A 23,202-nucleotide genomic window follows, 5' to 3' on the forward strand; every position below is an offset into this window, starting at 1 on the left:
AACTGCGTGCCGGTAAAAATGCCGTCGCAACATCGCCCGAAGGTGGGATTACGAAAAGGTTGAGACTCGGCCGGAAAAGGCGCATTCTGCTTGTGGCGGAAGGTCGGCCAGGGTATGCGGCTCGGCAACGGTGACGTGCCGGCCCGGCCCCCCGCCGGGAGAGGTCAGGTGGTTGCGTGGCGGGTGATCCTCGCGGTTGACCGCCGGCTGTGACCCCGCGACCGGAACGGCATCTGAACGGGCCGGGCGCGACTGTGAACAGCCTCTACGCGCGGGCTTCCATGCGATCACGCATCTCGGCGTCGATCGGGCCTGGATCCGGTCGCGGCCTCGGCAGCCGTGACCACAGCGCCTGAACGCCGGCCCGATCGCGGCCAACCGCTCGACCAAATACATAACCTCGGTACCGGGCCCGGGTTGCGGCCGTCAGCGCGACGGCGGCGGCCCGGGCCCGCGCCGTTGGTCGGCTCGGTCCCGGACCGCACAGTACGATCTGCGCGTGAGGTTCGACGATGACGCCGGCCTGGACGCTTCCGAAGTCCAGGACCTGCGCGGTAGCGGCGGTGGTGGCGGCGGGATCGGCGGCCGCGTGGCGCTCGGCGGTGGTGGGCTCGGGATCGTGGGCCTCATCATCTACTTCGTGTTTTCCCAGCTCGGCGGGGTGAGCCTCGGCGGGGGCAGCGGCAGCGGCCTGAGCGGCGGGCTCGGCAGCGTCGGCTCCGGCCAGCAGGTCGACAACACCAAGCTGTCCAGCGAGTGCAAGACGGGCGCGGACGCGAACAAGAACCACGACTGCGCGATCGTCGCGATCGTCAACTCGGTGCAGGACTACTGGACGCAGCAGTTCGCGCGCTCCGGCTCGACGTACCAGAAGGCGCCGACGAAGTTCTTCAACGGCGGCGTCCGCACCGGCTGCGGCAGCGCCACTTCGGACACCGGGCCCTTCTACTGCCCGGCCGACTCCGACGTCTACATCGACCTGTCGTTCTTCGACGAGCTGAAGACCCGCTTCGGCGCGCAGGGCGGCCTCTTCACCGAGGCGTACGTGCTGGCCCACGAGTACGGCCACCACGTGCAGAACCTGCTCGGCACGTCGAAGAAGGGCACCGGCACCGGCCCGACGTCCGGCTCGGTGCGCCTGGAGCTGCAGGCCGACTGCTACGCCGGCGTCTGGGCCAACCACGCCTCGACGACGCCGACCGAGAGCGGCAAGCCGCTGATCACCGACGTCACCCAGGACGACGTCGCGTCGGCGCTGGACACCGCGTCCCGCATCGGCGACGACTACATCCAGGAGAAGCTCGGCGGCGGCCAGGTCGACCGCTCGAAGTTCACCCACGGCACGTCCGCCCAGCGCAAGAAGTGGTTCACCACCGGCTTCCAGACCGGCGACCCCGCGCGCTGCGACACCTTCGGCACCAGCAACCTGGGCTGAGACACCACGAAGGGGCCGTCCCACGCGTGGGACGGCCCCTTCTGTGTGTGGTCAGGCGGTCAGCGCGTGCGGGTCGCCGGCGACGGCGCGAGCGGAGAAGTTCCGCTGCGCACCGCGTTCGGCGGCCTTCTGCTTGGCCGTCTTGGACTTGCCCGGCTTGACGCCGTTGACGCTCTCGGTGCTCGTCGCGTAGACGCCGAGGGCCCACGCGACACCGTCGGCGTTGCGGTCCAGCGCGACGCGGTCGATGTTGCCGAGGTTGTCACAGGCCTGGTGGTAACACGGGTCGAACGCGATGCCGGCCGTGCCGCCCCACTTCGCCGCCTGCGCCGGGGTCTTCAGGACCTCCGCGCCGGTGTCGAGACCGCCGGCCGGGATGCCCATCGCGATGAATTCGCCGTAGTCCGAACGGCCGGTGAAGTCGGTGCCCTCCAGGGACACGCCCCGCGCGGACTGCATGAAGTCGACGAAGGTCTTCTCGATCTGCGCCGAGCCGTACGGGCCCGCACCGGCGCCGACACCGTCGGAGTTGTCGCCGTCGTAGGCGAAGTACCCGGCGTTCGGCGAGCCGATCATGTCGAAGTTCAGGTACAGCGCGATGTCGAGCTGCTGCTCGAAGCTGAGCTGGTCGACGTAGTAGGTCGAGCCGATCAGGCCGAACTCCTCGGCGCTCCAGAAGCCGAAGCGGACGCCGTTGTTGACCTTCGGGCTGCTCCCCAGCTGCAGCGCCGTCTCGAGCAGGGTCGCCGAGCCGGAGCCGTTGTCGTTGATGCCCGGGCCGGCCGGGACGCTGTCGAGGTGCGACCCCAGCATCACGACGTTGTCCTTGCGGCCGGTCTTGGTCTCGGCGATGACGTTGTAGCTGGTCCGCGCCTCCTGGAAGGCCCGCAGCTCCAGCGTCACGGACTGGCCGCCCAGCGTCGCGAGCTGCGCGCCCGCGGCCGCGGTCACGCCGCCGGTCGGGATCTTCGCGTCGGCCGGGTCCCCCAGGGTCCCGTTCAGGTCGCCGTCGGTGTTGTTGTAGACGATGGCGCCGATCGCGCCCGCGGCCGCGGCCGTCGCCTGCTTCTGGGCGAACGGGCAGCCGCCGCGCTTGATCAGCGCGATCTTGCCGGCGACGTCGGCGGTGTAGTCGGTGGCCTCGCAGCCGCTGGTGTCGTCGACCGCGACGACCGAGAGCGGCGCGGTGATGCCGCCGACCGGGGTCGACGGGGTGTACTCCATCGCGATGATCGGCACGTTCGCGCCGCCCGCGGTGAGCTTCTCGGCCAGGGTCTCCGCGTAGGTGAACGGGAACTCCTGGCGGGTCACCTGGAAGCCGGCCGCCTCGAGCTTGGTGGCGATGTACTCCGCGGACTTCTTGTGGCCGTCGGTGCTGGCCGCCCGCGTGCCGCCGTTGGTGTCGGCGATCCGCTGCAGGGCGATGAGGTGCCGGTTGACGCCGTTGACATCGACCTTCTTGACGAGCTGCTTGGCGAGGGCGGGGCCGTCGGGGACCGTGTTCGCGGCGGCGGCCGGGGTGAGGCCGAGCACCAGCGTCGCTCCGGCGGCCAGGGCCACCGGAGGGAGGAATCTCTTTCTGAAGAGTGACATGGTTGCTCACCTTTGTTCCGAATGAGTAGTACGTCAATGCGTCATTCGGCGGGAACTTCGGTCGCCGGGATACAGTCGACACATGTACGCGATCACCATCCGTGACCCAGGTGACCCGGACGTTCTCGAGTGGACGGAGGTCGCGGACCCGCGTCCCGGCCCCGGTGAAGTCCTGCTGGACGTGGCCGCGAGCGCCGTGAACCGCGCCGACCTCCTGCAACGCAAGGGCCAGTACCCGCCGCCGCCCGGCGCCAGCGAAACGATCGGCCTCGAGTGCTCCGGCACGGTCGCCGAGCTCGGCGACGGCGTCGAAGGCTGGTCCGTCGGCGACGAGGTCTGCGCGCTGCTCGCCGGCGGCGGTTACGCGCAGAAGGTCGTCGTCCCGGCCGGGCAGCTGCTGCCGGTGCCCGGCGAGATCGACCTGATCACCGCGGCCGGGCTGCCGGAGGTGGCCTGCACGGTCTGGTCGAACGTCGTGATGCACGCGAACCTCGCCGAGGGCGAGACGTTCCTGATCCACGGCGGCGCCGGCGGCATCGGCACCCACGCGATCCAGGTCGGCAAGGCGCTCGGCGCGACCGTCGCGGTCACCGCGGGCTCGGCGGAGCGGCTCGAAAGCTGCCGCCAGCTCGGCGCCGACCTCACGATCAACTACAAGGAAGAGGACTTCGTCGAGGTGCTCCGCAAGGAGACCGGCGGCGCGGACGTCATCCTCGACAACATGGGCGCGTCCTATCTCGCCCGCAACGTCGACGCGCTGCGGCAGGACGGGCGGCTCGTGATCATCGGCATGCAGGGCGGGGTCAAGGGCGAGCTGAACGTCGGCGCGCTGCTCGGGAAGCGGGCCGAGGTGTTCGCCGCGGGCCTGCGCTTCCGGCCGCTGGAGCAGAAGGCGGCGATCGTCACCGACGTCCGTGAACGCCTGTGGCCGCTGGTTTCCGAGGGGCTCGTCAAGCCGATCATCGGCCAGGTCGTCCCGATGGCCGAGGCCTCGACCGCACACCGCGCCCTCGAAGAAGGCAGCGTGTTCGGGAAGATCCTGCTGACGGCGAAGTCTTAACGGAGCTCTTCGAGGACGCGCACGAGCTGGTTGATCTCGAAGACGTTGGAGTAGTGGGCGAGCCCGATCCGCACGGCGCCGCCCACTTCTCCGACACCGAGTGACGCGAAGACGCCGGCCGCCCCGTCGTCGGCGAAGGCGCACAACCCCTGCGAAGCCAGGTATTCGGCGACTTCCGGCGCTTTTTTGCCCGCGACGGCGAACGCGAGCGCGGGGATCCGGCGCATCGCGTTGCCGATGACCATGATGTGCCGCAACGACAGCAGTTCCGTCGACAGCTGCGCGAGCAGGCCCGCGTGGTACGACTTCGCCGAGCCGAGCGAGGTGACCAGGCGCTCGCGGCGCGACCCGGACGCGGCGTCGTCGAGGCCCGCGAGGTAGTCGATCGACGCGATCAGGCCGGCCAGCAGCGGGTAGGCGTGCGGGCCCAGCTCGAGCCGGGCCGCCCCGCGCGCGGCGGGGTCGAGCGAGACGGACGAGATGCGTTCGATCAGCTCGGGGTCGCGGAACACCAGCGCCCCGACCGAAGGCCCGCCCCAGGCCTGCGCGGACACGACCATGACGTCGGCACCGAGCGCGTTGATGTCCAACGGCAGGAAGGGCGCGGCGTACGTCGCGTCGACGACCACGAGCGCGCCGACGCGCTTGGCGAACTCGATGATCGTCGAGACGTCCGGCCGGGTGCCGACGGACCCGGACGCGAGCGTGACCGCCACGGCCTTGGTGCGCGCCGAGACGAGCTGCTCGTACTGCCACGCGGGCAGCTCGCAGGTCTCGATGTCGATCTCGCCCCACCGCACGACCGCGCCGACCCGCTTGGCGGCGCGCTGCCACGGCGCGAGGTTGGCTTGTTCGTCGAGCCGGGAGACGACGACTTCGTCGCCGATCGTCCAGCGCTCGGCGAGCGCGTCACAGAGCCGGCGCAGCATCACCGGCGCGCTCGGCCCGAGCACAACGGCGGCCGGGTCGGCCCCGACCAGGTCGGCCACGGCCCGGCGGGCCGCGGTCACGATGCTTTCCGCGCGCTGTGAGGCCGGAAACGCTCCGCCCGGCCCGGACACCGGGGCGCGCATCGCCGTGGAAACGGCCGAAGCGACCTGTTCCGGGACCAGCATTCCGGCGGCGCCGTCGAAGTGAATCCAGCCGTCACCCAGCGCGGGAAAGAGCCCACGGATACGAGCGACGTCGAACGCCATGGGGACACCGTACGGACGTGCGGTTTCGCCGTGCGTCCGGGGTTGGGTGGAGAGCCACCGGAACCCCGGATAGCCGCTACGCTCGGAGACGGACAACCCGCGGGCGTCGCGGAGCGTGGTGAACACAGGCCAGGATGGAGCACATGACCGAGCCGAACTTCCGGAAGTCGGGCACAGCGGGTGACGCCGGCCACGAATCTTCACCCCACGTGGTGGTAGTAGGACCGGACGGCGAACCGCTTGAGGGCGCGGAGCACGCCGAGGCGGTCGGCGACCTCATCGAAGAGCCGGCCAAGGTGATGCGGATCGGCACGATGATCAAGCAGCTCCTGGAGGAGGTCCGCGCGGCCCCGCTCGACGACGCGTCCCGCAACCGCGTCCGCGAGATCCACCAGACATCGGTGAAGGAGCTGGCGGCTTCGCTGGCGCCGGAGCTGCAGGACGAGCTGGAGCGGCTGGTCCACCCGTTCACCGACGACTCAACGCCGTCGGATGCGGAGCTGCGGATCGCGCAGGCGCAGTTGGTCGGGTGGCTGGAGGGGTTGTTCAGCGGGATCCAGACGGCGCTGTTCGCCCAGCAGATGGCGGCTCGGGTGCAGTTGGAGCAGATGCGGCGGGGGTTGCCTGCTGGGCCTTCGGCTGGGCCGGGTGGGGTTGAGGGGCATGGGCCTGGGATCTCGGGGACTGGGCAGTATCTCTGACGGTTGGCTGTGGGGGCCTTCTTTCTGGTTTGGGCCGGGGAGGGGGCCTTCGTGGCGTTTGGAGGGGTTGGGCTTCGGCCTTCGGCTGGGGACTCCGGATGCGGGCGGCCTTGGCTTTCGATCTGGGATTCCCGGCGGAGGTTTCCCGGTGCGCCTTCTGGCCGCGGGCTGCTCCCACGTGGAAGTTGTCCACAGACCAAGGGGGATGTGGACAACTGCTGTGGACAACTCGCTTTTCAGCGGTTTTGTCCGAGGGCGCCAGTAGACTGGACCAGGGGACGCCCCCCAAGGGAAGGGCGGGGGCCGCTGTCGGGGTCCTGGCCCTGGGGGCCGCAGGAGGTGCGCCGCCGGAGCGTCGTAAATGGCCCCTTCATGTCGCTGGACGCGATGAATGAGTCACCCACGACGTCGCGTCGAGCCGCGGAGGGCCGGCAGAGCCGAGCCAGCCCCGCGAACTCGGCGTTGCCGGAACCCGCCCGGAGAGGGCGGGGGCGCCGCGGGGGTCGCAGGCCGAAGAGCCAGGCCTGCCCCCGCAGACTCTAGCCCCCCCAGAGAAGGCCGGGCCCCACAACCTCAAGAGCGCAAGCCGCCGAAGAACTCGCGGATGTCGCCGATCAAAGCGTCCGGCTCCTCCAAAGCCGCGAAATGGCCGCCGCTCGGAAACTCCGTCCAGCGGACGATCTTGTCCGTTCGCTCCGCCAGTTGCCGGATCGGCAGGCCGATGTCGTCCGGGAACACCGTCACCGCCGTCGGGACCTCGTTCGCCGGGGGCGGGGCTCCCCAGCCTCCCGTCAGGGCCGCGTACAGGCGCGCCGAAGAGTTCGCCGTCTCCGTAAACCAATAGATCGACACGTCCGCCAAAAGATCGTCGCGGTCGATCAGGTCGGCCTTGGTGTTCGAGAACGAGCGGAACTTCTCCGCGATCCAGGCCAGCTGGCCCGCCGGGGAGTCGTGCAGGCCGTACGCAAGCGTTTGCGGCTTGGTCGCCTGGATCATCGCGTAGCCCGTTCCGGACGCCGCGAACACCTGGCTCTTCTCCAGGGAACGGCGGCCGAGCTCCTGGTCCGGCAGGCCGGACAGGTCCGCCTGCGTCCGGGCCACCGCCGAGGCCAGCATCGTCACGTGGATCCCCAGCAGCCGCGTCGGGAACTGGACCGCCAGTTCGCGGGAGATGATCGCGCCCCAGTCGCCGCCGTGGGCTCCGAAACGGTCGTAGCCCAGGCTTGTCATCAGTGTCGCGAATGCCCTCGCCACGCGGTCCGGGCCCCAGTCCGGGGTCGGGGTCGGGCCCGAGAAGCCGTAGCCCGGGATCGACGGCACCACCACCGTCAACGCCGATGCCGGGGCGCCGCCGTAGGCGCGCGGGTCCGTCAGGGGGCCGATCACGTCGAGGAACTCCACCACCGAGCCCGGCCAGCCGTGCGTCAGCAGCACCGGCGTCGCGTCCGGCTCCGGGGACACCACGTGCAGGAAGTGGACGTTCGTGCCGTCGATCGTCGTCGTGAACTGCGGGAACGCGTTGAGCCGCTCCTCCTGCGCGCGCCAGTCGAAGCCCGTGCGCCAGTACTCCGCCAGCTCACGCACGTAGTCCACCGGCGCCCCGAGCCGCCAGCCCGCCTCGGCCGGCTGGTCGGGCCAGCGGGTGTTCGCCAGGCGGGCGCGGAGGTCGTCGAGCTGGGTCTGCGGGACGTTGATGCGGAACGGGGTGATCGTCATGCCTCAACGATAGGAAACACCGCGGACAGATCCGGTCCTCGATTCGACGGAATCCAGCACCCGGTCCACACCGAGGCCATCCACTGTGGACGACGCCGCCGTCGACAGCCGCCCGCGAAGCGCCGCGTCGGACAACAACGACCTCAGCACCGCCGTCACCGAAGGCAGCCGCTCGGCCAAGGTCTCCGCGGGGCCGAGCCCCTCCGCCAGGCCGAGTTCCAGAGCGGCCCGATAACCCGGCTCCTGATTGTCCACCAGCCGCACCGCCGCCGTCGGGACGCCGAGGCAGCACAGCTCCACGAACGTCACGCCCGCCGCGCTCACCGCGACGTCCGTCGTCGCGAACAGCTCCAACAGCGCCGGGCTCGGCGCCGCGACCCGGATCGACTGGTCCGCACGCAGGTCGGGCACCACCGGCTCGCCGCGTACCAGCACGTCCGCCGCGAACGGCAGTTCCGTGTCGCGAAGCGCGCGAAGCAGCAACTCGACCGTCGCCGTCCACTGGGCTCCGCCGCCCAGGGCCACCGTGACGTGCAGCGGCGGCGCAGAAGAGACACGGCGCGTACGCCGCACGGCGTCCCGAAGCGGCGCGTACGCGATTCCGCGCAGCAGGACGTCCGAGCCGTCGTCCGGACGCGGGCCCGGCGCGAAGCCCGAGTCCACGACGATGTCCGCGGGCCGCCGGCCGAAGACGTCGTCCTCGATCGACACCAGCAAGGCTCCCGCCGCGTTCACCTCCGCACGCAAGTCACCGAGGCCGTAGTGGTCGACGACCACCGCGTCGAACCCGGCCGCGCCGAACGGCACCCGCGAGACACCCAGCTCCTCGAAGCGCGAAGCGAGCCACTCCGCGTTCTCGACGTCGCCCGCGAACGCGACCGAATACCCGCGCGCCACCGCCCGCTCGGCGTAGGCGACCATCCGCGCGACGTGCCCGGCGCCGATCGACGCCGACGCGTCCGCGCGCAGCAGCAGCCTCACCGGCCGACCTTCTTCTGCTCGACGTGCGCGTTCAGCGCCACCAGGTCCGGCCGCGACCGCAGCAGCGCGACCACGGCCCGCCAGTCGCCGACACCGTCGCCCAGCTCCTCGACGACGGCGGAAAGCAGCGACCAGTCCTCCGCGGTGTCCAACGTCACCCGCAGGTCGTCGGCCGCCGGGCTCACCACGATCCCGGTGCACGAATAGCGCGAAGGGTCCGTATAGATGCCCGACGTGACGTGCTCGCGGTGCGCGCCGACCGCCGTCGAGACCTGCTCGAGAAGCACGTCGGCCCGCACCAGCTCGGCGTCGAAACCGCGCGGCAGCGTCCGGACGAGCGTGGTGCTCACGTAGTCGAGCGACGGCTGGGCGCGCCACAGCGTCGCGAGCTGCCCGATCAGCGCCGGGTCCAGCAGCGGGCAGTCGGCGGTGAGCCTGATCACGGCGTCGGCCGGGTGCTCGGCGAGCGCCACGCCGAAGCGGTCGAGGACGTCGTCGAGCGGGCCGCGCACCACCGCGGCGCCGCACTGGGCCGCCTCGAGAGCGACGGCGTCGTCCGAAGCGTCCGAAGACGTCGCGACCACCACCTGGTCGACGCCGGGTGCGGCCGCCGCGGCCCGGACGACCCACCCCAGCACGCTGCGGCCGGCCAGCGGGCGCAGCACCTTGCCGGGCAGCCTGGTCGAGGACGACCGGGCCTGGATGACGGCGTTGACCACGGGCGCTGCACGCATGGGTGACATGATGGCCGACGGCCACAGTCACCGAAACGCGGAGGTCACCGATGTCCGAGCTGGATGGCTCCAGCATCCTGCTCACCGGCGGGACCGGTTCCTTCGGCAAGGCGTTCATCGCGCACGCGCTCGCCGAACTGAACCCGAGCCGGCTGGTCGTGCTCTCCCGCGACGAGCTGAAGCAGTACGAAGCCCGGCAGTTGTTCAACGACGACCCGCGCCTGCGCTGGTTCATCGGCGACATCCGCGACCGCCGCCGGCTCGAGCGCGCCATGCACGGCGTCGACTACGTCGTGCACGCCGCCGCGCTCAAGCAGGTCGACACCGGTGAGTACAACCCGTTCGAGTTCGTCCAGACCAACGTCGTGGGCTCGCAGAACGTGATCGAGGCCGCGATCGACACCGGCGTCAAGAAGGTCGTCGCGCTGTCGACGGACAAGGCGTCCAGCCCGATCAACCTCTACGGCGCCACCAAGCTGTGCGCCGACCGGATGTTCATCAGCGGCAACCACTACGCCGCCGCGCACGTGACGCGCTTCTCCGTCGTCCGCTACGGCAACGTGATGGGCTCGCGCGGCAGTGTCATCCCGTTCTTCCGCAAGCTGGCCGAAAAGGGCGAGTCCCTGCCGATCACGCACAAGGACATGACCCGCTTCTGGATCACGCTCCCGCAGGCCGTGCAGTTCGTCGTCGACTCGTTCGACCAGATGCACGGCGGTGAGCTATACGTGCCGCGGATCCCGAGCATGCGGCTGGTCGACCTGGCCCAGGCGATCGCGCCGGGCAGCGAGATGCACGAGGTCGGCATCCGCCCGGGCGAGAAGCTGCACGAAGAGATGATCGCCCCCGACGACGCGCGCCGGACCGTCCAGCTCAAGGACCGTTACGTCGTGCAGCCGCACCTGGCGGGCTGGGGTTACCAGGAGCCGGCCGGCGGCACGCCGATGCCGGAGGGCTTCGCCTACCGCTCGGACACGAACGACCTCTGGCTGGACGCGGAGGAGCTGCGCGAACTGGTCGAGCAGTATGGCTGACTTCCTCCCCTACGGCCGCCAGTCCATCAGCGACGAGGACATCCAGGCCGTCGTCGACGTGCTGCGCGGCGACTGGCTGACCACCGGCCCCGCGGTCCAGCAGTTCGAGACGGACCTGGCGGCGCACACCGGCGGGACTCCCGCGGTCGCCGTCACCTCGGGCACGGCCGCCCTGCACGTCGCGTACGCGGCCGCCGGGATCAAGCCGGGCGACGAGGTCGTCACCAGCCCGATGACGTTCGTGGCGACAGCCGCGACCGCCGCGCTGTTCGGCGCGAAGGTCGTCTTCGCCGACGTCGAAGCGGACACGGGGAACCTCGACGTCGAGGCGGCGAAAGCGGCGGTGACCGACCGCACGAAGGTCGTCGCCGCCGTCGACTACGCCGGCCACCCGGCCGAGCTGGACGCGCTCGGCGAAATCGCCCACAACGCGGGCGCGCTGCTCCTCGAGGACGCGGCGCACTCCGTCGGCGGCTCCTGGCAAGGCCGCGTGGTGGGGTCGATCGCCGACCTGACGACGTTCTCGTTCTTCCCGACGAAGAACCTCACGACGGCCGAAGGCGGCGCCGTCGTCACGCCCGACGACAACCTCCTGGACCGCGCCCGGAAGTTCCGCAACCACGGCCTGGTCCGCGACCGCGCCGAGCAGCGCTACCCGGACGAAGGCGGCTGGCACCAGGAAGTCCACGAGTTCGGCCTGAACTACCGCCTGCCGGACGTCCTCTGCGCGCTCGGCAGCAGCCAGCTCACGCGGCTCGCGGAGTTCAAGAAGCGCCGCGCCGAGATCCACGCCCGCTACACGGCGGCCTTCGCGGACGTCGACGGTGTCGCGACGCCGCCGAGCCGCCCCGGCGCCGATCCGGTGTGGCACCTGTACCCGCTGCGGGTCCTCGAAGGCCGCCGCAAGGCGCTGTTCGAGCACCTGCGCGGGGTCGGCATCGGCGTCCAGGTCAACTACATCCCGGCGTACTGGCACCCGGTGTTCGAGGACCTCGGGTACCGGCGCGGGCTCTGCCCGAACGCCGAGGCGTACTACGAGCAGGAGCTCTCGCTGCCGCTGTTCCCGTCGCTGACGGACGCCGACGTCGACCGCGTCGTCGACGCCGTGCGCGCGTTCTTCTAGACGAGATCCCAGGTCAGGGGCGTGCCTTTCGCGGCGTCGACGCGGAAGGTGCGCCCCACCACGGCCGTGATCTCGGCCGGGGCCAGCCCGCCCGCGGGCCGGATCGACCGGACGTTCGCCGTGGTGACCTCGTCCCCGGCGCGGACGTCCTCGACGACGTAGAGGGACCGGCGCAGCCGCAGCCCCTCCTTCTCGCTCTCCCGCGGGCCCAGCACGGGCTGCCCGAGGGCCTCCCACGCGCGGTGCGTCTCGGTGACCAGCGCGGCCAGCTCCGACGGCTCCAGGGAGAACTCCGAGTCGACCCCGCCGTCCGCGCGAGCGAGCGTGACGTGCTTCTCGATGGCCACCGCGCCCAACGCGACGGCCGCGACCGGCGCCCCGATGCCCGGCGTGTGGTCCGACAGGCCCACCAGCGTCTGCGTCAGGCCCGCGAGCAGCGGCAACCCGCGCAGGTTGCTCTCGGACGGCGAAGCCGGGTAGCTCGCCGTGCAGCCGAGCACGATCAGCTGGTCGTTGCCCGCTTCGCGCGCGGTGCGGACGGCCGCGTCGATCTCGGCGACGTTCGCCATGCCGGTCGAGATGACCAGCGGCTTGCCGGTGCGCGCGCACAGCTCGATCAGCGGCAGGTCGACGATCTCCGACGACGCGATCTTGTACGCCGGCGCGTCCAGCGACTCCAGCAGCTCGACGGCCGTCGGGTCGAACGGGCTGGAGAAGATCTCCAGGCCGCGAGCCCGGGCGCGCTCGAAGATCGGCGCGTGCCAGTCCCACGGCGTGTGGGCCTTTTCGTACAGTTTGTACAGGTTCTCGCCACCCCAGAGGGAGTGCGAGTCACCGATCCGGAACGCCGGGGTGTCGACGTCGATGGTGATCGTGTCCGGCCGGTAGGTCTGCAGCTTGACCGCGTGCGCGCCGGTCTCCGCGATGGCGTCGACGATGGCCAGCGCCCGGTCCAGGTCGCCGTTGTGGTTGCCGGACATCTCGGCGATCACGAACGGCGGGTGGCCCGGGCCGATCTGGTGCGCGCCGAACCGGATGTCGTGCATGGTGCCTCCCCGGGGTGGAGCGATCAGGTCAGCTCAGAGTCTTGCGCAGCTGCCGGAAGCCGCCGACGGCAGGCGCGGCTTCGGTGTACCCGGCGTGGTCGAACAGGGCCGCCGACGCCGCGTTGTCCTGGTGCACGGCGGCCAGCACGACCTTCACGCCGACGCGTTCCCGCAGCGCCCGCTCCCCTTCGGCGAGCACGCCGCCGGACAGGCCGCGCCCCCGGCTCTCCGGGGCGAGCGTGATGCTGACCTCCCAGCCGTCGCCGTCGCGGCGGTCGAACCGGACGGTGCCGACCGGCGCGTCCTCGTGCTCGACGACCAGCAGCAGCCGCTCCGGGTCCGTCAGCACCCCGCGCAGCCAGCCCAGGTGCTCGGCCAGGGCGACCACGGCCGTCGAGCGGGACGACTCCCGCGTGCGCGGGTCGTTGCGCCAGGCCAGCAGCAGCTCGGCGTCCGCCTCAGTGGCTTCGCGGGCGCGCAACCTACTGGGCGACCGGCTCTTCGACGCGGTCCTCGAGGCGGCGCAGCCGGTCTTCGTAGCGGGAGATGCCGGCGAGCCGGACGCGGATCTGCGCGTGCTGGCGCTGGATCTCCTCGATCAGCTTGCGCGCTTCGGCGATCTGCGGCGCGTCGGCGTTCGGCACCAGCGAGATCGACTCGCGCAGCGTCTCCAGGCGGCCTTCCTGCGCGGCCACGTGCGGGATCAGCCGGTCGAGCTCGGCGCGCGCCCAGCGCAGGTCACCCCGGGCCTGCTCGAGGTTGTGCTCGGCGCTGTCGAGCCGGCGCCGGTGGTCGGCGGTGGCGTGCTCGAGGTTGTTGACACGCTCGGCGAGCCCGCGGGTGCGCTCGTCCACGCGGAAGTCGACGACCCGGACGATCCGCTCGAGCAGGCCTCTGCCCAGCTTCTGCACTGCCATGGAGAGTTCCTTACCTGGGTGGGGACGCGCGTTCAGCGCAGGAGGGTGGTGTCACCGGTCTTGGTCCAGGAGTCCAGCAGCCGCCCCTCGGCGGCGATCTGGTGCTCCGGCCCGACGATGCAGGAGTCGCCGGCGGCGTGCTCCCACGAGGTCTGGTCCGGGTTGTCGATGAACGAGAACCCGGTGAGCACGAGCTGCGCGGTCGGGAACGACGTCCGCGCGATCCACGCCGCCAGCGTGCCGGTGGTCGACCACGTCGGCTCGTCGCGCGTGGGCAGGCCCAGCGCGTCCGACAGCGGCAGCACGACCTCGCGGTTCGACACCGGGACCGCGCCCAGGTCGGCGGGCCACCAGCCCGGCACGTCCTCCGGCTCCCAGTGCATCCGGCCCGGCTCGACCAGCAGGTAGAGCCGCTTGCGGTAGTCCTGGAAGACGTACGGCGTCGCGCGGATCGCCCGGTTGAACACCACCACGTGCGTGCGGCTGCCGACGACCTCCTCGCCGGGCTTGTCGACGACGAACCCGTTGACCCGGATGACCAGGTCACAGGCGTCGACCGCCTTCGCGCGCTGGGGGTCGGGCGGGAGCGGCTGGTTCCCGACCACGGCCACCGAAAGCGGGTCGGGCCGGTCGGCATAGGCCGCGAGCAGGTTGACCATCAAGCTCGCCGCGCCGAGAGCAGCAGTCATAAGCGGAGAAAGTACCAGCACGGACGAGTGACCCCGCCGCGTAGCGGGTCCCTGAGCTCTACCACAGGGGCGGGGTGGGCCGGACGCCGCGCATCCCATCGGTACCCTCGTCCACGTGCATGCCACCAGCACGGTTCAGGCCGCAGACACACCCGTGACGACCTCGGCGCCGCCGACGTCGGACAGCAAGACGTTTTCGCGCGCCTTCGCCGACATCAAGGCCGGTTTCCGCGCCCGCGAGCTGTGGGGTCACCTCGGCTGGCAGGACATCAAGCAGCGGTACCGCCGGTCGGTGATCGGCCCGTTCTGGATCACCATCAGCCAGGCGGTCATCGCGCTCGGGCTCGGGCTGCTGTACTCGCAGCTGTTCAAGGTGCCCGTCGAGGTGTTCCTGCCCTACATCTCCACCGGGTTCATCATCTGGGGCTTCATCAGCGGCTGCCTGTCCGAGGGCATGGAGACGTTCATCGCCAACGAGGGGATGATCAAGCAGCTCCCCGCGCCGCTGAGCGTCTACGTCCTGCGGACGGTCTGGCGGCAGACGCTGCTGCTGGCCCACAACATGATCGTCTACGTGGCCGTGGTGGCGATCTTCTTCGGCGCTCTCAGCAGCCAGTACTCCCTGAGCACCGGCACGTGCGTACCCGGCGGCATCTGCCACCCGGGCCTCAGCTGGACCGTCCTGCTGGCCATCCCCGGCTTCCTGCTGCTGGCCCTGAACGCCGGCTGGGTGGCGCTGCTGTTCGGGATCATCTCGACCCGCTTCCGCGACATCCCGCAGGTCGTCAACTCGCTGATCCAGCTGCTGTTCTACGGCACGCCGATCGTCTGGCCGGTCGACCAGCTGCTGGCGGGCGGGCAGCGGTCCGAGATCCACTGGATCCTGCCGGTCATCAAGGCGAACCCGCTGTACCACTTCATGCAGGTGACCCGCGCACCGCTGCTGGGGCAGGAGTTCTCCGCGGGGAGCTGGATCGTGGTCGGCTGCCTCACCATCGTCGGCTGGGCGCTCGCGCTCGTCGCGATGCGCAATTACCGTGCCCGCGTCTCCTATTGGGTGTGACACATGGTCTCCATTGACGTCCACAACGCGTTCGTCGACTTCCCGATCTTCGACGCGAAGACGCGGTCGATGAAGAAGCGCGTCCTCGGCAAGGTCGGCGGCAAGATCGGCACCGACACCAAGGTGCCGATCATCGAGGCCCTGCACGACGTGACCCTCAACCTCCGCGAGGGCGACCGCGTCGGCCTGGTCGGCCACAACGGCGCCGGCAAGTCCACGCTGCTGCGGCTGCTCGCCGGGATCTACGAGCCCACCCGCGGCTCGTCGCGGATCACGGGCAAGATCGCGCCGGTCTTCGACCTCGGCATCGGCATGGACCCGGAGATCTCCGGGGAAGAGAACATCATCATCCGCGGCCTCTTCCTCGGGATGACGGCCAAGGAGATGGAAAAACGGGTCGACGACATCGCCGAGTTCACCGAGCTCGGCGACTACCTGCAGATGCCGCTGCGGACGTACTCCACGGGCATGCGGGTGCGGCTGGCGCTCGGCGTCGTCACCTCGATCGACCCGGAGATCCTGATCCTGGACGAGGGCATCGGCGCGGTCGACGCGGCGTTCCTCAACAAGGCGCGCGACCGGCTCAAGGACCTGGTGAAGCGCTCGGGCATCCTGGTGTTCGCGAGCCACTCGGACGAGTTCCTGTTCGAGCTGTGCGACTCGGCCATTTGGATGGACGAGGGGCACCTCAAGCAACACGGCTCGCTGCGGGACGTCCTCACCGGGTACAAGGGCCGCGACCCGTTCGCGGACATGAGCACGGAAACGCTGCAGCGCCTGGGCATCGAGCCGGTGGCGACGACGAACGGCGGGGAATGATGACCAGCGAGACCCGGCAGCTGCCCGACGGCGCGGTCGTCGGCGTGGTCGTCACGCGGCACCGGCGCGAGCTGCTCGCGGACTCGCTGAAGGTCATCGCGGCCCAGACCCGGCCGGTCGACCACCTCGTCGTGGTGGACAACGGGCCGGACGACTCGGCCCGCGAGGTCGTCGAGAACTACCCGCTGCCGGTCACGTACCTGCCGTCGCACCGGAACCTCGGTGGCGCCGGCGGGTTCGCGCTGGGCATGCTGCACGCGCTGTCGATGGGCGCGGACTGGGTCTGGCTGGCCGACGACGACGGCCGCCCGGCCGACGAGAACGTGCTCGAGATCCTGCTGGCCGAGGCGGAGAAGCGGAACCTGGCGGAGATCTCACCGGTGGTGTCCAACATCGACGCCCCGGACAAGCTGGCGTTCCCGCTGCGCCGCGGCCTGACCTGGAAGCGGTCGCAGTCCGAGCTGGGCGTGGACTTCCTGCCCGGCATCGCGTCCCTGATGAACGGCGCGCTCTTCCGCGCGTCCACTTTGGACGTCGTCGGCGTGCCGGACCTGCGCCTGTTCTTCCGCGGCGACGAGGTCGAGCTGCACCGGCGGCTGGCCCGCTCGGGCCTGCCGTTCGGCACGTCGCTGAAGACGAAGTACCTGCACCCGGACGGCTCCGACGAGTTCAAGCCGATGCTGGGCGGCAAGTTCCACGCGCAGGACCCGGAGAACGAGGTCAAGCGCTACTACACCTACCGCAACCGCGGGTACCTGTTGTCCCAGCCGGGAATGCGCAAGATCGGCGCGCTGGAGATCGTCCGCTTCGGACTGTACTTCGTGGGCGTGAAGCGCGACCCGAAGGCGTTCCTGCAGTGGCTGAAGCTGGTGCGCCAGGGCCGCGCGGAGAAGTTCTACCGCTACTGAAACTGCCCCTCGAGCGGCACCGGCACGGCTTCGGTCCGGACGTCGGTGAGCTCGGCCGCCGGCACGGTCCGCCGCCACACCCGGTAGTCCACTTCGGACAGTCCGAGGTCACGCGCGAGCAGGTAGTCCTCGTCGACCAGGTGCAGGTCGGCGGCGTCCCGTGACCGGCCGAGGAGCTCGAAGGTCCCACCGCGCCACCGGCACAGCGTCCGCACGAAGGTGAGCTCGTCGAGCTCGACCTGGTCGACGGCCTTCATCCGGAACCCGTAGGTCTCCCCGAAGTCGCCGGGAGCCGGGGCACCCGGAAGCGGGTGCAGGACCAGCCGTCCCGGGCCGGCGAACTCGGCGTCGAAGTCGCCGCCGCGGTACCGGGCGGCGTAACCGCGGCGCACGAGCGGCGGAAGGGCCACGGGCGGCGGGAAGAACGCGGCTTCGCCGAAGGTGTCCTTCCGGTCGGGGATCCAGCCGACCTTCCGGCTGTGGTACTGCCCCAGGCGCTCTTCGGTGTTGTCGGCGCGGCGCACCCAGAGCTCGGCTCCGACGGGGAGTTCGACCAGGTGCAGCACGAACTCCGGCAGCGGGTGGTCCACCCCGGGGAAGTACCCGGTGCCGAGGAACGGCGGCGGGTACACGCGGGACATCCCCAGCTCGGCGGCGATCTCGCGGTCCGTGGAGCCGTAGGAGGTGCGGAACGGGAAGGTGTGGCCGGCGGTGAAGCGGAGCAGGTACAGCTCGTCGAGCGGGCCCCAGCCGGGGATCTTCGCGAGGCCGTAGTTCCGGATCATGGCGGCGGTGTCGAGCTCGGCGACGTCCTCGGCGCGCCCGGCGAAGCCCTGGACCCGGTGCGGTTCGAACCGGCCGGGGACGAGGACGTTGCCGAGGTAGAGCCCGGCGAGCCCGGGCTTGACCGGGAGCTGGACGACGGTGCTGCCGAGGAGACCGGCCGGCGCGTCAGGACTCATCGGTTTCCTTCGGTCGGTTCAAGCTGTCAGTGCGCACCTCGCGGAGGTCGCTGACCATGTCCTTCGGCACCGTGGCTTCAAAGGTGAACTGGTCCATTCGCTGGAAGCCGACCTCGGGGTGTTCCTCCGGCTTGGCCCAGGTCTCGGCGAGCCAATGCCCGTCGCCCCGCCCGATCACTCCGATGAAGTACGTGCCGTCTTCTTCGTGGTAGACCTCGAACTCGTGCTCGAGGAAGGTGCCGTAGGTGCGGACGGTGTACCACTCGTCAAGATCGGCGATCGGCACCAACCGCCAGGGCGTGCCGTCCCGGTAGAGCTGCATGTCGGCCGGCACCCGCTCGGCAGCGGGGTAGACCTCGCCTTGGAACACCGCGTACTCGGCGGGCGAAATCCTACGGTGTCCCGGCACTCGAGCCTCCTCGGCCACGTACGTCGAACCAACCCCGGTCCGGGAGGTACACCCCGGCCAAGGACTCCGTCCCGTCCGAGTGGACGAGGTACATCTCGGCTCGGCCACGGTAGTCCGCTCGCGTCTGGATCCACTCCGGCACCCCGCCGCCGGTGTAGCCCGTGCCGAGGAACGGAGGATCCCACGGACGCGGCGCCGGCTGGCCGGAAAGCACTTGCATCTCGTGCGCGGTCCCGACATCCGTACCGCCGTAGCTGATCTCCATCTTGTTCGGGTCGCCGGGGTACCTGACCTGGTACGCGTGCGGCGCGCCCGCTTCGATCGGTGTCCACCCGGCGCCGTTGTCGTCCAGCGCCAGCTTGCCCCGGTACTCGGCCGGAGTTCCGTACTGGGCGGTGTCGCTGCCGCGCGCCACCGATCCGCCGACCTGGCCGGGGTCGAAGGTCTTGGTGTCGCCGGTGCTGAGCTCCACGTAGCTGGTCTTGTTCTGCAGCGTCGCTTCGCCCATCTCCGGCTTCACGACCTTCGTCATGATCTCGCCCGGGTTCGCGTGCAGCTCGTCCCGGACCGCGACGATCTCCGCCCGCTGCGCGGGAGTCAGGTTCGCCGTCGGTTGCAGGGTCATCGCCAGGTGGCGGTCCGGGTCGTAGCCCAGCCGGCTGGCCGCGTCGCGGATCTGGTCGTCCGTCGAGGTCGGGCGGGTCTGCATCGAGTCGCGGGTGTACTGGCCGCGCAGCTCGTCGTCCGTCGCGTGGTGGCCCTGGTTGTTGTGCATCCCGCCACCGCCGCCGTCGGACGGCGGTGGGGGTGGGTTCGAGCCCGGGGGTGGCGGGTTGTCGCCACCGCCCGCTGTCTTCGCCGGGGGTGCGTCGACCGGCTTGCCCGCCGCCGTGATCGTCTCGGCGGCGTTCGCTTCGCCCGTCTCGTAGTGCTCCTTGACGGCCTTCGTGCGGTCCCCCGCGTCCTGCACCGCCTTCGCGGCCCGTGTGACGTGCTCTTCGGCCGCCGTCACCGTGCCGTTGAGGTCACCGGCCGCGCCGCTCCCGACGAGGCCCAGCGACCCGTCGCTGAACTTCGCCGCCGCGACGGTCTGCCCGACCCCTTCGACCTTCGCCCGGGTGTTTTCGAGGTTGCCCGTCATGGTGCCGAGCGCCTCGGTCCGCACCCCGTACCCGCCACCGGGGGCCGCGGGCTCGGGCTCCCGGGGCGGCCGCTCGCGCGGGGCCTCGTGCGGCGCCGGAGTGGTGTCCGTGTGGTGGGGCGTGCTCGTGTGGTGCGTCGGCGTGACGTCCGTGTGGTGCGTCACCATGTCAGGCCTCCGCCGGCTGCTGCGTGTCGTACGGCTTCGCGGCCTGGTACGCGCCCATCGCGAGGCCGCCGACCGTCGAGAACCGGTCGAGGCCCTTGGTCAGCTTCTCCATCGCTTCCATCAGCTTGGCCAACCGGCCGCCCTGCCGCGCGAAGCCCTCGAGGAGCTTGCTGATCTTGCCCGCGATCTTCGACGCCGTCGCCGCCGCGCGGGCCGACGCGACCCCGCAGAACGCCGCGATCGAGCCGCCGAAGGTGCACACGGCCGAGGCCGCCGCGATCAGCGCGTCACGGATCAGCTCGGCGATCACCGACGAGATCAGGCCGAAGACGATGCCGCGCAGCGTGCAGACGAGCATGCCCGAGATGCCGGCGACGGCCGCGGTCCCGTCGAGCGTCTTGCCGAGCGACTCCAGCTCCTCGGCCATCTTCGAGAGGCTGTCGCGGTAGGCGTCGGCGGCCTGACCGGTCCACTCGGCGACGCTGCGCAGGTCGTCCCGGTGCTCCTGGGCGAGCGTGTGCATCTCGGCCGCGGCGGACTTCAGCTGGTCGACGTTCGTGTTGATCTCGTCCGGGTTGCCGAGCAGCACGTCGAGCGGCTCGCGCAGGAAGCTGATGTGCTCGAGCAGCCAGCCGACGCCGGCGTTGAGGACGGCGCCGAGCGGGTCGATCGCGGCGCCGACGGTGTCGACGACCGCGCCGGCCGCGCTGATCGACACCTCGAGGACCCGTTCCCCCTCGGATTCGGAGTCGGCCTTGATCGAGTCGACGAGCCCGGCGTAGGTGTCGGCGATGCCGGCGCCCGAAGTCGCGGTGGTCACAGTCGGAGTCCCCTCAGTCCCGGCGCATGAACGTGTTGTCCCCGAAGTCGTCCTCGTCGTCGCGCGCCGGTCGAGTCGGACGGCGGACCGGTGGTGGCGGCGGGGTTTCCGGCTCTTCGTGCTGCCACAGCCGGCGCTCCTGGTACACCTCGGGCGCGGCCGGCTCCTCGGGCTCCTCCGGCGGCACGAACCCGGTGACCATGTGCATCGCCTCGGAGTCACCCCCGAGCGGCTCGAACGCGGCAGCGACGTTCACCGCGGCCCCGCGCTGGGCCTTGCGCGCGAGCTTGAGGATCTCCTCGGCGAGCTGGGCGCCGGACTTGCCGGCCAACGCCGAGTCGGTCAGCCGCAGCTCGGTGAGCGAGCCGTTGGGGGCGACGCCGACCCGGATCGTGCCGTCGGGCGAAGCCACGGTCGTCCCGGCGGCCTCGAGCCCGGCGCGGAACTGCTCCGCCTTCTCCCGGACGTCGGCGATCTTCGTTTCGAAGCCCGCCAGCCATTCCTCAGGTGTCATCCTCGCCTCCGCGATCTCCGACGCGCAGCGAAGGCTACTAGTTCCGCGACCAGCCCAAACGCGAAACGGCCCCGGTTTCCCGGGGCCGTTTCGCTTTTGTCCGTTATTCGCCGATGACCGGCGGAGCCGTGCGCAGGTCGGTGCCGAAGACCTCGTCGGGGTCACCCTCGACCAGGTACGTCGGCCGCGAGTGCTCCGTGTCCTCGTCACCCTCGCCCTTCTGGCCACGGCCCAGGCCGCCACCACCCATGCCGCTGCCCCGGCCACTGGCCGCGCCCCCGGCGCCGAGACCGCCCATCCCGCGGCCCGCGGCCGCTTCGGCCGCGCCGATGCCGCCCGGCCGGGCCGCGCCCGACGCGGCGCCCGCACCCGTCGCGCTGCCGCCGGCACCCGAGCCGCCGGGCCCGAAGCCGCTGCCGCGGCCACCGCCGCCCCCGCCGCCGCCGACCTTGGAGTTGTAGGCCTCGTCGCCGCCCATGTTCATGCCACCCATCGGCATCGGGCTCATCGGCGGCATGCCCCCGAACGACTGGTTCGGGTTCGGCGTCGACCCACCGGGGATCGAGCCCGGCGTGAAGCCGGACGGCGTGGTGGTGCCGGCCGGCACGATCCCGGTGCCCGTGGTCGAGCCGGGGCCGCTGATGTGCGGCGTGACGTTCGGGCCGGGGACGTTGCCGGTGGTGAAGTTGCTGGGCGTCCCGCTCGGCGTGTTCACCGGGTTGCCGCCCGGCGGGTTGATGCTGCCGACGTGGTCGTCGATGCCGTTCTTGTCCCCACCGCCGGGGTCATCGCTGCCGCCACCGGTGCTGAAGCTGGGCGGCGGCGCGAAGGCCGGCTGCTTCGACGCGGCCTCGTAGAGGTTCTTGTCGTAGGTCGACATGACCCCCGCGGCCTCGTCGTGCGCCGCCTGGCTGTCCTTCTGCTTCTGAATGGCCTTTTCGACGTTGTCCGGCATGCTGAACGGGTTCGATGTCGCGATGTTCTTGAACTCTTCGGTCCAGCTGAACGGGATCGGCGCGGGCATGGCGTTCTTCGCCGTCGCCGCGGCCTGCCCCTGGTCGTAGATGGTCTCCGAGGCCAGCTTCGCGTTCTGCGAGTTGGCGTCGGACCACTTGCCGAGAGTCGTGAAGTACTGCTGGGCGTTGGTCGCCGCGGCGCCTTCCCAAGTGCCCTTCGAAGCGTTGACGGCGGTGTTCATCGACGTGGCGAAGTTGTCGAAGACCTTGTGCACGTCGTGGTACGCGGTCGAAAGCTCGGAGACCTGGTTGACGTCCAGGTTGCTGTCCAGGTAGCCCTTGAGCTGCGCGTGGTCGCTGCCCTTGTAGTCCGCGCCCGACGGGTTCAGGCCCTGCACGTACTCGACGTCGCGGCCCTTGGTGGCGTCGGCGACGTTCTTGTCGCCGACCTCCTGGGACTGGTTCTTGGCCTGCGCCTGGGCGATGAACTGCTGGACCCACCCGAACAACGGATCGTTCCGGTCGACGCCCGCCTCGGCCTTCGCCTGGAGATAGGCGTCCCGGTCGGCCGGAGCCATCTCCGCGACTTCCGCCGGCGTCTTGACCGGAGGCGGCTGCTTCTGCGTCGTCATCTGGGTTCCCCTATCCCTTCGGCAGCCGCGGTTCCACGGCCTTCGCGACCGCCTCGGCGACCTGGCAGGCCTCGTCCGCCGATTCGGCGCCGGTCACCGCCACATCCACCCGCGACGAATCTCCCACCGGCAGGGCGAGCGTGCAGGCCGCCACGGAAGCACCACCCGGCGCCTCCTTCGCCTTCCGGCCGTTGACGTCCTTGTCGACCACGCCACCACCGGTGTCGTTGGTCTGCGCGACCGACGCGGTGTCGCGGACGTTGACGCCGATCACCGTGGCGTTTTCACTCGCCGAGGTGATCTTCTTCTGGTACCGGCAGGTTCGCACGTCGCCGGTCGCGCCCTGCACCGGCTCCTTGAACTCGCCGTAGCCGCTGACGTCGCTCGCTTCCAGCAGCGAGCAAGCATCGGTGATCGACTGGGTCCCGCCGCCACCGGAAGCCGAGCTTTCCGGCGCCCCCGGCTCACTGGCCGAGGAGGACTGGGCGGGTGACGCCGTTCCCCCCTGCGTCGTGGTGCACCCGGCGAGCAGCGCGCCACCGGCCACGAGCGGAAAAAGAACCCGAACGAGAAGTTTCGTCATCC

At 70.7% G+C, this 23,202-nt stretch carries 24 protein-coding genes; 8 read left to right on the forward strand and 16 right to left on the reverse strand.

All coding sequences use genetic code 11. The features are described from left to right. Positions 1–499 precede the first annotated feature (499 nt). Complete coding sequence (gene ypfJ, locus ACZ63E_RS40520; protein ID WP_465314054.1) at positions 500–1,435, forward strand: KPN_02809 family neutral zinc metallopeptidase; 936 nt, start codon at positions 500–502, stop codon at positions 1,433–1,435. A 51-nt stretch (positions 1,436–1,486) separates the two neighbouring features. On the opposite strand, the gene ACZ63E_RS40525 is transcribed toward ypfJ, so the two are convergent. Continuing rightward, complete coding sequence (locus ACZ63E_RS40525) at positions 1,487–3,028, reverse strand: M28 family metallopeptidase (RefSeq protein ID WP_465341615.1); 1,542 nt, start codon at positions 3,026–3,028, stop codon at positions 1,487–1,489. A gap of 82 nt (positions 3,029–3,110) precedes the next feature. On the opposite strand from ACZ63E_RS40525, the gene ACZ63E_RS40530 reads away from it, so the two are divergent. Further along, positions 3,111–4,088: an NAD(P)H-quinone oxidoreductase gene (locus ACZ63E_RS40530; RefSeq protein WP_465341616.1), complete on the forward strand. Its 978-nt coding sequence runs from the start codon at positions 3,111–3,113 to the stop codon at positions 4,086–4,088. Here the strand turns inward: ACZ63E_RS40530 and ACZ63E_RS40535 are convergent. Then, positions 4,085–5,284, reverse strand: coding sequence for a cysteine desulfurase-like protein (locus tag ACZ63E_RS40535; RefSeq protein WP_465314051.1), 1,200 nt, complete (start codon positions 5,282–5,284; stop codon positions 4,085–4,087). The two genes, ACZ63E_RS40530 and ACZ63E_RS40535, sit on opposite strands and share 4 nt — an antisense overlap. Positions 5,285–5,418: 134 nt before the next feature. Here ACZ63E_RS40535 and ACZ63E_RS40540 point away from each other — a divergent pair, with 134 nt between their 5' ends. Then, on the forward strand, positions 5,419–5,985 hold the full coding sequence (locus ACZ63E_RS40540) for a bacterial proteasome activator family protein (protein WP_465341618.1): 567 nt from the start codon (positions 5,419–5,421) through the stop codon (positions 5,983–5,985). Between the two features lie 573 nt (positions 5,986–6,558). Here ACZ63E_RS40540 and ACZ63E_RS40545 read toward each other — a convergent pair. Genes ACZ63E_RS40545 through ACZ63E_RS40555 form a run of 3 tightly spaced genes read right to left on the reverse strand, consistent with a single transcriptional unit; the run spans position 6,559 to position 9,425 of the window. After that, entirely contained in the window at positions 6,559–7,701 is a 1,143-nt protein-coding gene (locus ACZ63E_RS40545; RefSeq protein ID WP_465341619.1) for an epoxide hydrolase family protein, read from the reverse strand. A 3-nt stretch (positions 7,702–7,704) separates the two neighbouring features. Further along, positions 7,705–8,682, reverse strand: coding sequence for a spore coat protein (locus tag ACZ63E_RS40550; RefSeq protein ID WP_465341620.1), 978 nt, complete (start codon positions 8,680–8,682; stop codon positions 7,705–7,707). Continuing rightward, positions 8,679–9,425: a cytidylyltransferase domain-containing protein gene (locus ACZ63E_RS40555; protein ID WP_465341621.1), complete on the reverse strand. Its 747-nt coding sequence runs from the start codon at positions 9,423–9,425 to the stop codon at positions 8,679–8,681. Before ACZ63E_RS40555 ends, ACZ63E_RS40550 begins: the two co-directional genes overlap by 4 nt. A gap of 41 nt (positions 9,426–9,466) precedes the next feature. Here ACZ63E_RS40555 and pseB point away from each other — a divergent pair, with 41 nt between their 5' ends. Both pseB and pseC read left to right on the forward strand, forming a co-directional pair. Further along, the gene (gene pseB, locus ACZ63E_RS40560; RefSeq protein ID WP_465314046.1) at positions 9,467–10,450 is read left to right on the forward strand and encodes a UDP-N-acetylglucosamine 4,6-dehydratase (inverting); all 984 of its coding nucleotides are present in this window, start codon (positions 9,467–9,469) and stop codon (positions 10,448–10,450) included. Beyond that, positions 10,443–11,573: a UDP-4-amino-4,6-dideoxy-N-acetyl-beta-L-altrosamine transaminase gene (pseC, locus tag ACZ63E_RS40565; RefSeq protein WP_465341622.1), complete on the forward strand. Its 1,131-nt coding sequence runs from the start codon at positions 10,443–10,445 to the stop codon at positions 11,571–11,573. The genes pseB and pseC overlap by 8 nt, the downstream gene beginning before the upstream one ends. Here the strand turns inward: pseC and pseI are convergent. From pseI to ACZ63E_RS40585, 4 genes are read right to left on the reverse strand one after another with little or no spacing between them, the layout of a single operon-like run. Further along, positions 11,570–12,619: a pseudaminic acid synthase gene (gene pseI, locus ACZ63E_RS40570; protein WP_465341623.1), complete on the reverse strand. Its 1,050-nt coding sequence runs from the start codon at positions 12,617–12,619 to the stop codon at positions 11,570–11,572. The genes pseC and pseI overlap by 4 nt on opposite strands. Before the next feature lie 28 nt (positions 12,620–12,647). Further along, positions 12,648–13,100: a GNAT family N-acetyltransferase gene (locus tag ACZ63E_RS40575; protein ID WP_465341624.1), complete on the reverse strand. Its 453-nt coding sequence runs from the start codon at positions 13,098–13,100 to the stop codon at positions 12,648–12,650. Between the two features lies 1 nt (position 13,101). Continuing rightward, positions 13,102–13,536, reverse strand: coding sequence for a hypothetical protein (locus ACZ63E_RS40580; protein ID WP_465341625.1), 435 nt, complete (start codon positions 13,534–13,536; stop codon positions 13,102–13,104). A 32-nt stretch (positions 13,537–13,568) separates the two neighbouring features. After that, positions 13,569–14,195, reverse strand: a complete 627-nt coding sequence (locus tag ACZ63E_RS40585) for a hypothetical protein (RefSeq protein ID WP_465341740.1) — start codon at positions 14,193–14,195, stop codon at positions 13,569–13,571. A 145-nt stretch (positions 14,196–14,340) separates the two neighbouring features. On the opposite strand from ACZ63E_RS40585, the gene wzm reads away from it, so the two are divergent. The 3 genes from wzm to glfT1 are packed head-to-tail and all read left to right on the forward strand — an operon-like array spanning position 14,341 to position 17,015. Further along, positions 14,341–15,288: a galactan export ABC transporter permease subunit Wzm/RfbD gene (gene wzm, locus ACZ63E_RS40590; protein ID WP_465341626.1), complete on the forward strand. Its 948-nt coding sequence runs from the start codon at positions 14,341–14,343 to the stop codon at positions 15,286–15,288. Between the two features lie 3 nt (positions 15,289–15,291). Next, the gene (gene wzt, locus ACZ63E_RS40595) at positions 15,292–16,107 is read left to right on the forward strand and encodes a galactan export ABC transporter ATP-binding subunit Wzt/RfbE (RefSeq protein ID WP_465341627.1); all 816 of its coding nucleotides are present in this window, start codon (positions 15,292–15,294) and stop codon (positions 16,105–16,107) included. Then, a complete protein-coding gene (gene glfT1, locus ACZ63E_RS40600) occupies positions 16,107–17,015 on the forward strand; it encodes a galactofuranosyltransferase GlfT1 (protein ID WP_465341628.1) in 909 nt (302 codons plus the stop codon). The genes wzt and glfT1 overlap by 1 nt, the downstream gene beginning before the upstream one ends. On the opposite strand, the gene ACZ63E_RS40605 is transcribed toward glfT1, so the two are convergent. The 7 genes from ACZ63E_RS40605 to ACZ63E_RS40635 form a co-directional block, all read right to left on the reverse strand. Beyond that, complete coding sequence (locus ACZ63E_RS40605; protein ID WP_465341629.1) at positions 17,009–17,977, reverse strand: hypothetical protein; 969 nt, start codon at positions 17,975–17,977, stop codon at positions 17,009–17,011. The genes glfT1 and ACZ63E_RS40605 overlap by 7 nt on opposite strands. After that, positions 17,967–18,404, reverse strand: coding sequence for a hypothetical protein (locus tag ACZ63E_RS40610; protein ID WP_465341630.1), 438 nt, complete (start codon positions 18,402–18,404; stop codon positions 17,967–17,969). Before ACZ63E_RS40610 ends, ACZ63E_RS40605 begins: the two co-directional genes overlap by 11 nt. Beyond that, the gene (locus ACZ63E_RS40615; RefSeq protein ID WP_465341631.1) at positions 18,370–19,695 is read right to left on the reverse strand and encodes a hypothetical protein; all 1,326 of its coding nucleotides are present in this window, start codon (positions 19,693–19,695) and stop codon (positions 18,370–18,372) included. Before ACZ63E_RS40615 ends, ACZ63E_RS40610 begins: the two co-directional genes overlap by 35 nt. Position 19,696: 1 nt before the next feature. Beyond that, positions 19,697–20,515 (reverse strand): WXG100 family type VII secretion target, encoded by an 819-nt coding sequence (locus tag ACZ63E_RS40620; protein ID WP_465341633.1) that lies wholly within the window; start codon positions 20,513–20,515, stop codon positions 19,697–19,699. 13 nt (positions 20,516–20,528) lie between these two features. Beyond that, on the reverse strand, positions 20,529–21,029 hold the full coding sequence (locus ACZ63E_RS40625) for a YbaB/EbfC family nucleoid-associated protein (RefSeq protein ID WP_465341635.1): 501 nt from the start codon (positions 21,027–21,029) through the stop codon (positions 20,529–20,531). A gap of 103 nt (positions 21,030–21,132) precedes the next feature. After that, positions 21,133–22,617, reverse strand: a complete 1,485-nt coding sequence (locus tag ACZ63E_RS40630; protein WP_465341636.1) for a hypothetical protein — start codon at positions 22,615–22,617, stop codon at positions 21,133–21,135. 10 nt (positions 22,618–22,627) lie between these two features. Further along, positions 22,628–23,200 (reverse strand): DUF3558 family protein, encoded by a 573-nt coding sequence (locus ACZ63E_RS40635; protein ID WP_465341638.1) that lies wholly within the window; start codon positions 23,198–23,200, stop codon positions 22,628–22,630. Between the last annotated feature and the right edge of the window lie 2 nt (positions 23,201–23,202).

The organism is Amycolatopsis sp. NPDC104819 (genome assembly GCF_055583145.1).

Excerpts from the sequence above, each read along its gene's own strand:
- ACZ63E_RS40525 (WP_465341615.1), bottom strand. The coding sequence starts at position 3,028 with ATGTCACTCTTCAGAAAGAGATTCCTCCCTCCGGTGGCCCTGGCCGCC.
- ACZ63E_RS40530 (WP_465341616.1), top strand. The coding sequence starts at position 3,111 with ATGTACGCGATCACCATCCGTGACCCAGGTGACCCGGACGTTCTCGAG.
- ACZ63E_RS40535 (WP_465314051.1), bottom strand. The coding sequence starts at position 5,284 with ATGGCGTTCGACGTCGCTCGTATCCGTGGGCTCTTTCCCGCGCTGGGT.
- ACZ63E_RS40540 (WP_465341618.1), top strand. The coding sequence starts at position 5,419 with ATGGAGCACATGACCGAGCCGAACTTCCGGAAGTCGGGCACAGCGGGT.
- ACZ63E_RS40545 (WP_465341619.1), bottom strand. The coding sequence starts at position 7,701 with ATGACGATCACCCCGTTCCGCATCAACGTCCCGCAGACCCAGCTCGAC.
- ACZ63E_RS40555 (WP_465341621.1), bottom strand. The coding sequence starts at position 9,425 with ATGTCACCCATGCGTGCAGCGCCCGTGGTCAACGCCGTCATCCAGGCC.
- pseB (WP_465314046.1), top strand. The coding sequence starts at position 9,467 with ATGTCCGAGCTGGATGGCTCCAGCATCCTGCTCACCGGCGGGACCGGT.
- pseC (WP_465341622.1), top strand. The coding sequence starts at position 10,443 with ATGGCTGACTTCCTCCCCTACGGCCGCCAGTCCATCAGCGACGAGGAC.
- pseI (WP_465341623.1), bottom strand. The coding sequence starts at position 12,619 with ATGCACGACATCCGGTTCGGCGCGCACCAGATCGGCCCGGGCCACCCG.
- ACZ63E_RS40580 (WP_465341625.1), bottom strand. The coding sequence starts at position 13,536 with ATGGCAGTGCAGAAGCTGGGCAGAGGCCTGCTCGAGCGGATCGTCCGG.
- ACZ63E_RS40585 (WP_465341740.1), bottom strand. The coding sequence starts at position 14,195 with ATGGTCAACCTGCTCGCGGCCTATGCCGACCGGCCCGACCCGCTTTCG.
- wzt (WP_465341627.1), top strand. The coding sequence starts at position 15,292 with ATGGTCTCCATTGACGTCCACAACGCGTTCGTCGACTTCCCGATCTTC.
- glfT1 (WP_465341628.1), top strand. The coding sequence starts at position 16,107 with ATGACCAGCGAGACCCGGCAGCTGCCCGACGGCGCGGTCGTCGGCGTG.
- ACZ63E_RS40605 (WP_465341629.1), bottom strand. The coding sequence starts at position 17,977 with ATGAGTCCTGACGCGCCGGCCGGTCTCCTCGGCAGCACCGTCGTCCAG.
- ACZ63E_RS40615 (WP_465341631.1), bottom strand. The coding sequence starts at position 19,695 with ATGGTGACGCACCACACGGACGTCACGCCGACGCACCACACGAGCACG.
- ACZ63E_RS40625 (WP_465341635.1), bottom strand. The coding sequence starts at position 21,029 with ATGACACCTGAGGAATGGCTGGCGGGCTTCGAAACGAAGATCGCCGAC.
- ACZ63E_RS40630 (WP_465341636.1), bottom strand. The coding sequence starts at position 22,617 with ATGACGACGCAGAAGCAGCCGCCTCCGGTCAAGACGCCGGCGGAAGTC.
- ACZ63E_RS40635 (WP_465341638.1), bottom strand. The coding sequence starts at position 23,200 with ATGACGAAACTTCTCGTTCGGGTTCTTTTTCCGCTCGTGGCCGGTGGC.